We start from the raw sequence: 12040 nt of genomic DNA, 5'->3' as shown, positions 1-12040 counted from the left end.
TCAGTGCAGCGTCGTCGGTCCCTGGGCCGTGTCCTGCGTCTCGCCCATCGTGCCCGGGGTTGCGTGGTGGCACACCATGCGCCAGCCCTGCGGCGTCTTCACGTAGACGTTGGTCGCCAGCACGTAGCCGACGCGGGGCTTGTCGCCCGAGCCGAGCCCGACCGTCTCGAGCACGCTGTGCACCGCGGTGGTCAGCGTCTGCACGCGGCGCACGTGGTCGGGCCGGATGTTGAGGCAGCCGTTGGCGAACATCAGCTCGAAGGCGGTGCGGATCTGGGCCAGGCCCACCAGCCGCCGGCCGCCGGGGTGGACGCAGACGATCTCGTCGTCGTCCGACCACAGCGACATCAGCGTCTCGATGTCGCCGCGCTGCAGGCACTCGTAGAACAGGGCTTCGGTTTCGTCGGGCGAGGCGAACGGGGGCGGGGCGGAGGACATCGGCGGGGCTTACTTGAACACGACGGTCTTGTGGCCGTTCATCAGCACCCGGTGCTCCACGTGCCAGCGCACGGCGCGCGCCAGCACCACGCATTCGACGTCGCGGCCGACCGCGGTGAAGTCCTCGGGGCCGAGGGTGTGGTCCACGCGCTCGACGTCCTGCTCGATGATCGGGCCTTCGTCGAGGTCGGCGGTCACGTAGTGGGCGGTCGCGCCGATCAGCTTCACGCCGCGGTCATGCGCCTGGTAGTAGGGCTTCGCGCCCTTGAAGCTGGGCAGGAAGCTGTGGTGGATGTTGATCGCGCGGCCCTTGAGGAAGTCGCAGAACTCGGGGCTCAGGATCTGCATGTAGCGCGCCAGCACGACCAGGTCGACGCCGTGCTCGGTCACCAGCGCCTCCACTTGCTTTTCCTGCGCGCGCTTGGCCTCGAGCGAGGCGCCGGCGGCCAGCGGCAGGTGGTGGAACGGGATGCCGTAGCTGCGTGCCAGCTCGGCGAAGTCGGGATGGTTCGAGACGATGGCCGGGATTTCCACCGCCAGCTGGCCCGAATGCCAGCGGAACAGCAGGTCGTTCAGGCAGTGGCCGTGCTTGCTGACCATGATCAGCAGCCGCGGCTTGCGCGCCAGCGAATGGAACTGCGCCTGCATGCCGAACTGCTCGCGCACGTTGGCGAACAGCTTGTCCAGCGTCTCGACGTCCGCCAGGTGCGGCGGCGCCTCGAAATGCACGCGCATGAAGAACAGGCCCGTGCCGCCCTGGCCTTGCACGTCGCCGAACTGCTGCGAATCGATGATGTTGCAACCCGCCTGGTACAGCAGGCCGGAGACGGCGTAGACGATGCCTTTGCTGTCCTTGCAGGAGAGGGTGAGGACGAATTCGGACGTGGAGCTCATGCACGCTTTCGGGCGTTTGGGGACCCGGTGATTGTACGGAGGCGCGGACCTGCGGCCCTGCGGCGGAATCCTCGTGCCGCGCGTCGGGCTGCATGCACGGTCGGCCGCCGGCTGGGTTAGAACATCGGCATGAGACGACTTTCCGCCTGCGGCCGTCCCCTGGCCGCGTTGACCCTGGCGGCGCTGGCCTCGGCTTGCGCCCACCCGCCCCGCATGGGCGACACGCCGGTGCCGGTGCTGCAGCAGCGGCACGCCACGCAATGCCCCTGGCCGGGCGAGGGCGCCGCGCTGTTCGACGACGAGGCCGCCTGGCGCCGCACGCTGGGCGAGGCCGCGGCGTCGGTGTTCGAGGCGCCGGTGGACTGGGCGGGCCAGCGCGTGCTGGCCTACTCGATGGGCACGCAGCCCTCGCTCGGCTACGGCATCGAGCTGCTGGCCGCGCAGGTCGTGCAGCGCGGCGAGGTGCTGCGCCTGCCGGTGCGGCTGCAGCGTCCCTCGCCGGACCGCATGCACGGCGCCGCGCTGACGCAGCCCTGCCTGTTCGTCGTCGTGCCCAAGGGCAGCTGGCGCACGCTGGAGGTGGGCGACGCCGACGGCGACGTGCAGATCGGCACGGCGCGCATCGGCCGCTGAGCGGCTTCCCCCGAAGCGAGGGGGTGCCGAGGGATTGACGCCCCGGGGCGGTGCTTCGACGATGCACGGCATACCAACACCCCAGGGAGAGTCCACATGTTCCTGCGAACCTTGCTCGTGGCCGCGGCCACGTGGGCGGCGGGCGTGGCCCACGCCGCCACCTGCACGTCCCCCAGCTTCAGCCTCGGTGCGCTGCCGGGCGACACGCCGGTCACCTTCTCGGGCACCTGCACCGGCGGCAGCGGTGGCCACGACGACCCCGACCGGAGCTTCGTCAGCTACTACACCTTCACGCTGACCGATCCGGTCTCGTGGCTGTGGGGCCAGCTGGCGCTGCATCCGGTGCGCGACCTGCATCCGGACAGCCCCACGCGCGGCTCGTTCCTCTCGGGCCTCAGCATCGACCTGATCTCGCTGATCCGCGGCGGCATCGAGACCGCGATCGGCACCGGCTTCGGCATCGCCCGCGCCGAGCGCGCGAGCTTCTACGCGGCCGACCTGGACCCGGGCGACTACACGCTGGCGATCTATGGCTCCAACATCGGGCTGACGCAGCCGGGCCACTACGACGCGACGATGGGCGTCTCCTACGTGGCCCACGCGCCCGAGCCCGAGACCTATGCGTTGATGGGCCTGGGGCTGATCGCCGTGGCGGCCGTGGCGCGGCGCCGGCGCGGGTCGCGCTGAGCCGTCAGGTGCCGGCCCGCGGTGCGGGGGCGGCGGCCTTGAGCTTGCCGCGCACCAGGTCGATGTGCTGGCGCAGCGCGTACAGCTCGTCCGCATACGACAGCGGCAGCGTCACGCGCGTGGCGCGGTTCTCGATGTCGTTGAGCCGGCGCAGCAGCTCGTCGGGGTCGGCGCTGCCCCGCTCCAGCTCGGCCTCGACCTCGCGCAGCCGCGCGTACCAGCGGAACACGCGCGAGCGCACGCGGAACTCGTACAGCGGCGGCACCAGGCGCGACAGCGGGATCAGCACCGCGATGATGGACACCAGCGCCACCCACATGCGGTCGACCAGATTGGACACCCAGAACGGCAGGTAGCGCTGCAGCCACGGCGCGCCGCTCCTGAGGTAGCGCGCGGCTTCGCCCGACAGCGGCAGGTCGGTGCCCGTGGCGTTGGGGAACTCGCCCTTGCGCGCGAACCAGCCGGGCTCGCCGTGGATGCGCGTGGCCGCCTGCATGAACAGCTGCACCAGTGCCGGGTGCAGCCCGTCGCGCGCGACCAGCGAGGCGGTGGGGGCGATCAGCTGCACGTCCTCGGCCGGCAGGTCGCGGCCCAGGTCCACCACGCCGCGCGGCAGCGTCACCGCCGACAGGTACGGCAGCTTGCGTGCGTAGGCCTGGGCCTGCGCGAAGCTGAACAGCCGGATGCCGGGCGTCTGCAGCAGCATCTGCACCAGCGGGGAGTCGGGCGAGGACACGAACAGCAGCGCATCGATGCGGCCCTCGAGCAGCTCGACGACGGCCGGGGTGTTGGCCAGGTGGCTCAGCTGCAGCGCGGAGGCCTCGATCGCGTTGAGCTCGAGTAGCTCCTGGGCCAGCACCTTGACGCCGCTGCCCGGCGCGCCGGCGTTGAGCCGCCAGCCCTGCAGCTCGGGCAGTGCCTCCAGGCGCGGTTTCTTCAGCAGCTGCTGCGCGCTGTCCTCGCGGTAGAACAGCCACACCGGTTCGTAGAACAGGCTGCCCAGCGAGACCAGCCCCAGGTCCTCAGGGTCGTGTTCGCCCGGCGGCGGGCGCCAGGTGCCGCCCTGCACGAAGGCGATGTCCACGCCCGAGTCGGGCGCGAGCAGCAGGTCGAGGTTTTCCGCCGAGCCGGCCGAGGGGCGCAGCTCGACGTGGATGCCGTAGGGTGCCAGCGCGTCGCGGTAGCGCTGGCCGAGCACCTCGTAGGCGCTTTGCGGCGCGCCGGTGGCCAGCACCAGGCGCTTGGGCGGGGTGGGGTCGAGGAGCCAGAAGGCGCCCGCGACCAGCAGCAGCGCGACCAGGATCACCGGCGCGGTGGCCGGGATCAGGTCGCGCAGCGACAGGATCAGCAGCTTGAGCCGCGAAAAACTCATGCGGCGCGGCGGGCAGGCCGGCTCAGTGGCCGTGGACCTTCTCGCCGGCCTTCAGCCGGTAGACCGTGCCGCAGTAGGGGCAGCGGGCTTCACCTTCGGCCGCGACCTGCAGGAACACCCGCGGGTGGTTGCTCCACAGCGGCATCTTCGGGTTCGGGCAGAACACGACGCCGTGGCCCTGCAGGTCCTTGGCCGATACCTCGACGACCGATTTCACGAAGCTCTTCGGGGTGGCGCTCATCGCTGTCCTTGCTGGTTCAGACCTGGGTCAGCCACTCGGCGTACTTGGGATTGCGGCCGTTGACGACGTCGAAGAACGCGTTCTGGATCTTCTCGGTGACCGGGCCGCGCTCGCCGGCGCCGATCTGCACGCGGTCCAGCTCGCGGATCGGGGTCACTTCGGCGGCGGTGCCGGTGAAGAAGGCCTCGTCGGCGATGTAGACCTCGTCGCGGGTGATGCGCTTCTCGACGATCTTCAGGCCCAGGTCGGCGCAGATGGAGAAGATCGTGTTGCGGGTGATGCCGTTGAGCGCGCCGGCCGACAGGTCGGGGGTGTAGACCACGCCGTTCTTGACGATGAAGATGTTCTCGCCCGAGCCTTCGGAGACGAAGCCGGCCGAATCCAGCAGCAGGGCCTCGTCGTAGCCGTCGTCGGTGGCTTCCATGTTGGCCAGGATCGAGTTGGTGTAGTTCGACACCGTCTTGGCCTGCGTCATCGTGATGTTGACGTGGTGGCGCGTGAAGCTCGATGTCTTGACGCGGATGCCGCGCTTCATGCCCTCTTCGCCCAGGTAGGCACCCCAGGCCCAGGCAGCGACCATCAGGTGCACCCGGTTGCCCTTGGGGCTGACGCCCAGCTTCTCGTCGCCCAGCCAGACCAGCGGCCGGATGTAGCAGCTCTCCAGCTGGTTGGCGCGCACGACTTCCTTCTGCGCCTCGATCACCTGCTCGAACGAGAAGGGGATCTTCATGCGCAGGATCTTGGCGCTGTTGAACAGGCGCTCGGTGTGTTCGCGCAGGCGGAAGATCGCGGTGCCGTTGACCGTGTTGTAGGCGCGCACGCCTTCGAAGGCGCCGCAGCCGTAGTGCAGCGTGTGGGTCAGCACGTGGATCTTGGCGTCGCGCCATTCCACCAGTTCGCCGTCGAGCCAGATCTTTCCGTCGCGGTCAGCCATCGACATGATGGACTCCTCAGTCTTGGGGTCGAGAAACCAAGGATTTTACGTTTGCGCACCGCGCAGCGCCTGCAGCTCGTTGGGCAGGTCGATGAAGAAGTCGGCACGGAAGGCCGCCTGTTCGCCCTTGCGGGCATAGCCCAGCGGGTTGGCCGCGACCCGGCAACGCCAGTGGCGGCCGTCGTGCTCGCCCTCGACGACATAGTCGTTGCGGCAGTGCAGGTGCCCGTGCAGCCACAGGTCGGCGTGGGGCAGCAGGTGGTCCAGCGCGTTGCAGAAGCCCGCCGTGGCCGGCGTGACGCCGTAGCGCGGGTCGGCACTGCGCAGCGACGGGGCAAAGTGTGTGATTACTACCGTCGGGCCGTCATGCGGCGTGCGCAGGACCTGCTCCAGCCAGGCCTGGCTGGCCAGCCCCAGCTCGCGCAGGTCGGCGGCCAGCATCGGCCGCCCGTCGCGCAGCGTGGTGTTGCGGCTGAGGTAGTAGTCCGCCGCGCGGAACGCCTTGCCGCGTTGTGCCAGCGCCTCGGCCGCCGGCGCGCCGGCGGCCAGCGCGTCGAAATCGGTCCACAGCGTGCAGCCGACGAAGCGGATGCCTTCCAGCTCGAGGACCTCGCGCTCCAGCCAGACGATGCCCAGCTCCTCGCACAGCGCGCGCAGCCGGGCGTGGGCGGTGTCGAACTCCAGGCCGTCGTACTCGTGGTTGCCGGGCACGTAGAGCACCCGCTTCCAGGGCGCGCCGCGGCGCGGCGAGAAGCGGCCCAGGCCGAAGTCGTCCTCCGCCAGCTGCGAGCCGGACTGGTAGGAGCCGACGTCGCCGGCCAGGACCAGCAGGTCGGCGCCGGGGACCACCGGGGCGACGAAGTCGGGCTGGGTCTCGAGGTGCAGGTCGGACAGCAGTTGCAGGCGCATGGGGGAATCGGGTGGCAGGCCGGGTCCGCCGCCGGCATCGCGGGCGGCGCGCCTTGCAGCATACCGGCGCCGGCGGCTTGCCGCCCAGTGCGGCGTTCTTGCCCGATCCTGCAATTCCGGCATCAGGGGTATGGCGCGCGGCGCGCGCGGCGGCCTATGCTGCGTGCATGTCGATATCCGTGCTCCCGAATCGCCAGGGCGCCGACGACGACGCCCTGCAGGCCGTGCTGCGCCGAGCCGAGCTGGCCGCCTGCATCGAACGGCAGGTGCCCGAGGACGGGCTGCACGCCACGGCCATCCCTGGCATGTACCTGGCGCGTTCCTCGCAGGAGATCCGCGCCATCCACAATGTCTGCGAGCCGTCGCTGTGCCTGATCGCGCAGGGCCGCAAGCGTGTCTGGCTGGGCGACGAGCTGGCCGAATACGACACCCGGCACCATTTCTGCGCGCTGCAGCAGCTGCCGCTGACCGGCCAGGTGCTGGGCGCCGCGCCCGATGCGCCCTACCTCAGCTTCCGGCTCAACTTCGACCCGCGCGAGATCGCCTCGCTCATGATCGACGCCGGCCGGCTGCCCTCGCCGCAGGACGACGAGGACTGCGCGCTGGGCGTGTTCACCGGCGTGACGCCGACGCCGTTGCTCGACGCGGTGCTGCGCCTGGTGCGGCTGCTGGAGACGCCGCAGGACATCCCGGCGCTGGCGCCGCTGGCGATCCGCGAGATCCTCTACCGGCTGCTGACCTCCGAGAACGGCTGGCGGCTGGCGCAGATGGCCACGCCCGACAGCCGCAGCCAGCGCGTCGCGCGCGCGATCGCCTGGCTGCACGAGCACTACCGCGAGCCGCTGCGCATCGAGGACATGGCGCGCAGCGTGCACATGAGCATTTCCTCGCTGCACCATCAGTTCAAGGCGGTCACCGCGATGAGCCCGCTGCAGTACCAGAAGCGGCTGCGCCTGCAGGCGGCGCGCCGCATGATGCTGGCCGAAGGCGTGTCGGCGGCCACCGCCGCGCACCGCGTCGGCTACGAAAGTCCCTCGCAGTTCAGCCGTGAATACGTGCGCCTGTTCGGCCGTCCGCCGGCGCACGACATCCGCTACCTGCGCCAGACCGGCCTGCCCACCTGAGCGCCGCGCGCGCGCCTTCTTCTTTCCTGTTTCTTCCCGCTTTCGCGTGCTTGCAGGATCGCGCATGAAGTGCGCAGGAACGCGCTACCGCGGTGCAGCACGCGCGGCCCACACTTGTGCCATGGACCGACTCAAAGCCCTCGAGATCTTCAAGACGGTGGCCGACAAGCGCAGTTTCGTGAAGGCGGCCGAAGCGTTGAACCTGTCGAACCCGGTGGTCTCGCGCTCGGTGCGCGAGCTCGAGGCCGTGCTGGGGGTGCGCCTGATGCAGCGCACGACGCGCCGCGTCGCGCTGACGGCCGAAGGACTGGACGTGCTCGAACGCGCCCGCCGGCTGCTCGACAGCTACGCCGAACTGACCGCGGCCAGCAGCCAGAGCGCCTCGGACATGGCGGGGGCGATCCGGCTCACCGCGCCGAGCTACTTCGGCGTGCTGCCGCTCGCGCCCGTGCTGTCGGGCTTCATGGCCGAGCATCCCCGGGTGCAGGTCGAGCTGCTGCTGACCGACGAGCCGCTGGATTTGGTGGCGCAATCGATCGACCTTGCGGTGCGCGTGGCCGACGAGCTGCCGGGCAGCCTGATCGCGCGCCGCGCCGGCGAGGTGCGCTTCGGCGTCTACGGCGCGCCGCACTACCTGCGCAGCCGCGGCCTGCCGCGCCAGCCGTCGGACCTCGCGCAGCACGCCTGCCTGGTGCACGGCGTGCGCGGACGCAGCCGCGCCTGGCGCTTCAGCCACCCGGTCACGCAGCAGGCGATCGAGATCGACGTGCCCGCGACCCTGCAGGCCAGCGACACCCATGCGCTGCTGGCTGCCGCCCGCCACGGCTCGGGGCTGGCGCTGCTTCCGGCGGCGCTTGCGGAGCCGGCGCTGCAGCAGGGTGAGCTGCAGCAGGTGCTGGGCGCCTGGGGGCCGGCGCCGGTCGGGGTGCACCTGGCCTACTGCTCGCGGCGCCAGCCGCTGCGCGTGCGGCGGCTGATGGAGCGCTTCGCCGAGGCCTTCGACGCGCCTCCGCCCGCGGCGCTGCCGGGACCGGTGCCGGCGCTCGCCTGAGCAGCGCTGCGGCCGGGCAGCCGTTAAGCTCGCGTCTCGTCCGCGATGGCGAGGAGACGCCGATGGCTGTGAGAGTGGTCAGGCTGGGCACGCCGCGCGCGCCCGACGAAGGATTGCGGCTGGGCACCGTGCGCCGGCCGCCGCGCGGGGTGCCCAAGAGCGAGTACGCCGCGCAGGACTGGTACGACCTCTGGTATCCCAACCTGGCGCCCAGCGTCGAGACGATGAAGCTGGCGCAGGAGGCGCAGCGCTCGGGCGACGCGCGCGCCTGGCAGGCGTTCGAGAAGCGCTTCCGCGCCGAGCTGGCCGCGCCGGACCCCAGCCGCACGCTGGACCTGCTGGCGGCGCTGTCGCACCAGACCAACTTCTCGGTGGGCTGCTACTGCGAGGACGAATCGCGCTGCCACCGCTCGATCCTGCGCGCGCTGCTGGCCGAGCGCGGCGCGCAGTTCGCCTAGGACGCCGACGCGTCCGGGGCCGGCGTGTCGTCGTCCGCCTGCGGCGGGCGCCACAGCGACCAGCGCGCGACCTTGCCGCGGCGCATCTCGACCGTCACGTGCGAGCCGCCCGGGTCGGTCCAGCGATACTGCTCGGGGGCATCGCCGAGCTTCTGGCCCAGGCTGCGCGTCATCGTCACGATCTCCATCATGCTCATGCCGGGCTTCAGCCGGGCATTGAGCATCACCGCGCTGCCGATGTAGCCGACCGGCGCGTGGCCCGCACTGCGCATCACGCGCACCGCCTTGTTGAACTGCAGCAGCAGCCAGAACACGATGAACGTGAACGCGAACACCACACCCTGCCAGCCGTAGCCGACCCAACCCACCACCAGCGCTGCAATGGCCAGCGCCCAGCCGATCACCGGATTCATGCCCGCGATGGTAGTGAGGTTGGCGCCCGGCCGCGATGTGGATGCCCGCAACGCGCTCAGCGGGCCATGCGCCCGGTGCGCAGGGCGACCGCCCAGTCGGGGCGGCCGTGGGCCTCGGCCTGCCGCGCGGCGGCCTCCCAGTCGTAGGCCACGGCGCGCAGCTGCACCGACCAGCCGGCCATCTCGCGTTCGATCACCGCATAGCGGGCATGCGGGGCGCCGGTCTCGATGCGGTGTGGCTGGCCGTGGTCGTCGTCGTAGGCCTGCAGCCCGACGCTGCCGGGGTTCACCACCAGGCGCCCGTCGGCCAGCTGCATCACGCGCGGCACGTGGCTGTGCCCGCAGACGATCACCTGCGCGGCCACGTCGCCCATGCGGGTGCGCACCTCCTCCTCGGTGGCGGCGCGCACCGCGGCCCGCCCGCCGGGCTGGCGCGCGGGCTCCAGGGATTCCATGCCGTAGGTGAGGTCGCTGCCCGGCGTGCCGTGGCAGCACAGCACCGCGTCTTCGGCGCAGCGCAGCGTCGCGGGCAGCGCGGCGATCCAGGCCAGGTGCCCGGGCTGCAGGCGCTCGACCGTGTGGCGGTCGGTGCGGCCCAGCTGCTCCAGCGGTTGCAGCAGCTGGCGTTCGTGGTTGCCGCGCACCGTGGGCAGCCGCAGCGGCATCAGGCGTTCGGCCGTCTCGGCCGTCTCGGCCGGCCACAGCGGGCCGGACAGGATGTCGCCCAGGTTGACGATCGCGTCGACGCCCGTGGCGACGATGTCGGCCAGCACGGCGTCGAGCGCGGGCAGGTTGCCGTGGATGTCGGAGATCAGGGCCAGTCGCATGGCAGCTCGCAGGCAGCGGGTCGACCCGCCCACTTTACCGGCGCGGGCGGCTGCCGGCCAGCCCGGTCAGCGCTTGCTGCGGGCGCGTTCCACCTTGGCGATGCGCAGCTCGAAGGCGCTGTACCACTGCTGGTGGCCCAGCCGCTGCGCCTCGCGGTGCTCGGCGTGCGCCTTCCAGGCGGCGATGTCCTCCAGCGAGCGCCAGTACGACACCGTGATGCCCAGGCCGTCGGTACCGCGGGCGCTTTCCACACCAAGGAAGCCCGGCTGCTGCGCGGCGAGCTCCACCATGCGCTCGGCCATCCCGGCGTAGCCGTGGTCGCCCGGCGTGCGCAGGCTGGTGAAGATGACCGCATAGTAGGGCGGCTCGGGCGTGCGCGCGGGCTGGCTCATCGTCGTTGCGGAGCAGGCGGGCGGGGCCTCATTGCACCACGAAAGCCCCCCACCGTGCACCCCTCAGCGCGAGACCATCTCGCGCATGCGCCGGCGCAGCTCGCGCTCGCGCCGCTGCTCCTCGCGCCAGTCGTGCCGCACGCCGAGCCACAGCGCCAGCGCCATCAGCACGATGACCAGCGCGAACGGCAGCGCGAACACGATGGTGGCGGTCTGCACGGCCTGCACGCCGCCGGTCAGCAGCAGGCTGGCCGCGATGCCCGCGATCAGCAGGCCCCAGACCAGCTTCACCCGCATGCCGGGGTCGGGGTTGCCGCCGCTGCTCATCATGCCGAGCACCAGCGTGGCCGAGTCGCCCGAGGTGACGAAGAACACCACCACCAGCACCGTCGCGACCACCGACATCAGCAGGCCCAGCGGCAGCGCGTCGAACATCGCGAACATCGCGGTGGACACGTCGGCCGAGACCGCCTCCGACAGCGGCACGCCCTGGAAGATCTCCAGCTGCAGCGCCGTGCCGCCGAACACCGCGAACCACAGGAAGCCGGCCAGCGTGGGCGCCAGCACGGTGCCGACGACGAACTCGCGGATCGTGCGCCCGCGCGAGACGCGCGCGATGAACAGGCCCACGAACGGGGACCACGACACCCACCAGGCCCAGTAGAAGATGGTCCAGCTGCCCACCCAGGTGCTGTCGCGGAACGGCGTCATGCGCAGGCTCATGCGCACGAACTCGCTGATGTAGGCGCCCAGCGTGCTGGTGAAGGTGTCGATGATGGTCACCGTCGGCCCGACCAGGGTGACCAGCAGCGCCAGCCCGGCGGCCAGCACCAGGTTCGCGCTGGACAGCCACTTGATGCCGCGCTCGACCCCGCTGATGGCCGAGGTCAGGAAGGCCACCGTGGTCACCGCGATGATCAGCAGCTGCCAGCCGATGCCCACCGGCACGCCGAACACCTTGTGCAGGCCGCTGTTGATCTGCAGTGAGCCGATGCCCAGCGAAGCGGCCACCCCGAAGGCCGTTGCCACGATGGCCAGCACGTTGAACAGCGGTGACAGGCGCTGCACTGCATGCCAGGGCAGCGAGTCGGTGGCGGCGCTGATCAGCGCCGGCTTGTTGCGGCGGAACTGGAAGAAGGCCAGCGCCAGGCCCACGACGCTGTACACCGCCCACGGGTGCAGGCCCCAGTGGAAGAAGGTGTAGCGCATCGCGGCGTTGGCGGCCTCGGGCGTGTGCGGCGCCACGCTGGGCGGCGGGCTGGTGTAGTGCGAGATCGGCTCGGCCACGCCCCAGAACACCAGGCCGATGCCCATGCCGGCGGCAAACAGCATCGCGAACCACGCCCCGAGCGAGAACTCGGGCTCGTCGTCCTCGCCGCCGAGCTTGAGGTCGCCGTAGCGGCTGAAGGCCAGCAGCAGTGCCATCAGCACCAGGCCCAGCACCACCCACAGGTAGAACCAGCCGAAGTTGCGGGTCACGGCGTCGAGCGCCATCGTGAAGGCCTGGGCCAGCGATTGCGGGGCCACCAGGCCCCACAGCACCACCACCAGGATCACACCCGCAGAGAGGATGAGTTGCATCGGCGTCTCCTTCGCGGAAAAAGGAGCGCATCCTAAAGCGCAAGCCGTGCGCCGGCCGCATGGCCGTGCGCAATGCCGCAGTATC

Annotated in this window: 15 protein-coding genes; 5 read left to right on the top strand and 10 right to left on the bottom strand. The window is 71.0% G+C overall.

The window, feature by feature from the left end:
• Window positions 1–438, bottom strand: a complete 438-nt coding sequence (locus IS481_RS17000; RefSeq protein ID WP_104356353.1) for a YybH family protein — start codon at window positions 436–438, stop codon at window positions 1–3.
• Window positions 439–447: 9 nt separating this feature from the next.
• On the bottom strand, window positions 448–1332 hold the full coding sequence (gene purU, locus IS481_RS16995) for a formyltetrahydrofolate deformylase (RefSeq protein ID WP_104356352.1): 885 nt from the start codon (window positions 1330–1332) through the stop codon (window positions 448–450).
• 129 nt (window positions 1333–1461) lie between these two features.
• Between purU and IS481_RS16990 the strand changes: the two genes are divergently transcribed.
• Window positions 1462–1965, top strand: a complete 504-nt coding sequence (locus tag IS481_RS16990) for a protease complex subunit PrcB family protein (RefSeq protein WP_104356351.1) — start codon at window positions 1462–1464, stop codon at window positions 1963–1965.
• 96 nt (window positions 1966–2061) lie between these two features.
• Window positions 2062–2652: an FxDxF family PEP-CTERM protein gene (locus IS481_RS16985; protein WP_104356350.1), complete on the top strand. Its 591-nt coding sequence runs from the start codon at window positions 2062–2064 to the stop codon at window positions 2650–2652.
• 4 nt (window positions 2653–2656) lie between these two features.
• Here the strand turns inward: IS481_RS16985 and IS481_RS16980 are convergent, their stop codons facing one another.
• From IS481_RS16980 to IS481_RS16965, 4 genes are read right to left on the bottom strand one after another with little or no spacing between them, the layout of a single operon-like run.
• Window positions 2657–4024, bottom strand: coding sequence for a TAXI family TRAP transporter solute-binding subunit (locus IS481_RS16980; protein ID WP_104356349.1), 1368 nt, complete (start codon window positions 4022–4024; stop codon window positions 2657–2659).
• A 22-nt stretch (window positions 4025–4046) separates the two neighbouring features.
• Window positions 4047–4265, bottom strand: a complete 219-nt coding sequence (locus IS481_RS16975; RefSeq protein ID WP_104356348.1) for a zinc-finger domain-containing protein — start codon at window positions 4263–4265, stop codon at window positions 4047–4049.
• 16 nt (window positions 4266–4281) lie between these two features.
• Entirely contained in the window at window positions 4282–5205 is a 924-nt protein-coding gene (locus IS481_RS16970; protein WP_104356347.1) for a branched-chain amino acid transaminase, read from the bottom strand.
• 39 nt (window positions 5206–5244) lie between these two features.
• On the bottom strand, window positions 5245–6108 hold the full coding sequence (locus IS481_RS16965; RefSeq protein ID WP_104356346.1) for a metallophosphoesterase: 864 nt from the start codon (window positions 6106–6108) through the stop codon (window positions 5245–5247).
• 179 nt (window positions 6109–6287) lie between these two features.
• Between IS481_RS16965 and IS481_RS16960 the strand changes: the two genes are divergently transcribed.
• From IS481_RS16960 to IS481_RS16950, 3 genes are all read left to right on the top strand, one after another.
• Window positions 6288–7232 (top strand): AraC family transcriptional regulator, encoded by a 945-nt coding sequence (locus IS481_RS16960; RefSeq protein WP_232529349.1) that lies wholly within the window; start codon window positions 6288–6290, stop codon window positions 7230–7232.
• Between the two features lie 121 nt (window positions 7233–7353).
• Window positions 7354–8283 carry a LysR family transcriptional regulator gene (locus IS481_RS16955; protein WP_165908672.1) on the top strand — a complete coding sequence of 310 codons (930 nt, stop codon included), beginning with the start codon at window positions 7354–7356 and terminating at the stop codon, window positions 8281–8283.
• 62 nt (window positions 8284–8345) lie between these two features.
• Window positions 8346–8741 carry a DUF488 domain-containing protein gene (locus IS481_RS16950; protein ID WP_104356343.1) on the top strand — a complete coding sequence of 132 codons (396 nt, stop codon included), beginning with the start codon at window positions 8346–8348 and terminating at the stop codon, window positions 8739–8741.
• Here IS481_RS16950 and IS481_RS16945 read toward each other — a convergent pair.
• The 4 genes from IS481_RS16945 to IS481_RS16930 all read right to left on the bottom strand — a co-directional run bounded on the left by IS481_RS16945 (window position 8738) and on the right by IS481_RS16930 (window position 11955).
• Window positions 8738–9154, bottom strand: a complete 417-nt coding sequence (locus tag IS481_RS16945) for a hypothetical protein (RefSeq protein WP_104356342.1) — start codon at window positions 9152–9154, stop codon at window positions 8738–8740. The genes IS481_RS16950 and IS481_RS16945 overlap by 4 nt on opposite strands.
• Window positions 9155–9210: 56 nt before the next feature.
• Window positions 9211–9981, bottom strand: coding sequence for a metallophosphoesterase family protein (locus IS481_RS16940; RefSeq protein ID WP_104356341.1), 771 nt, complete (start codon window positions 9979–9981; stop codon window positions 9211–9213).
• 66 nt (window positions 9982–10047) lie between these two features.
• Window positions 10048–10374, bottom strand: coding sequence for an antibiotic biosynthesis monooxygenase family protein (locus IS481_RS16935; RefSeq protein WP_104356340.1), 327 nt, complete (start codon window positions 10372–10374; stop codon window positions 10048–10050).
• A gap of 63 nt (window positions 10375–10437) precedes the next feature.
• Entirely contained in the window at window positions 10438–11955 is a 1518-nt protein-coding gene (locus IS481_RS16930) for a BCCT family transporter (protein ID WP_104356339.1), read from the bottom strand.
• Window positions 11956–12040 lie beyond the last annotated feature (85 nt).

It is taken from the genome of Caldimonas thermodepolymerans (genome assembly GCF_015476235.1).
Classification (GTDB): Bacteria; Pseudomonadota; Gammaproteobacteria; order Burkholderiales; family Burkholderiaceae_C; genus Caldimonas; species Caldimonas thermodepolymerans.
This window is presented reverse-complemented; position numbering and strand designations above follow the sequence as displayed.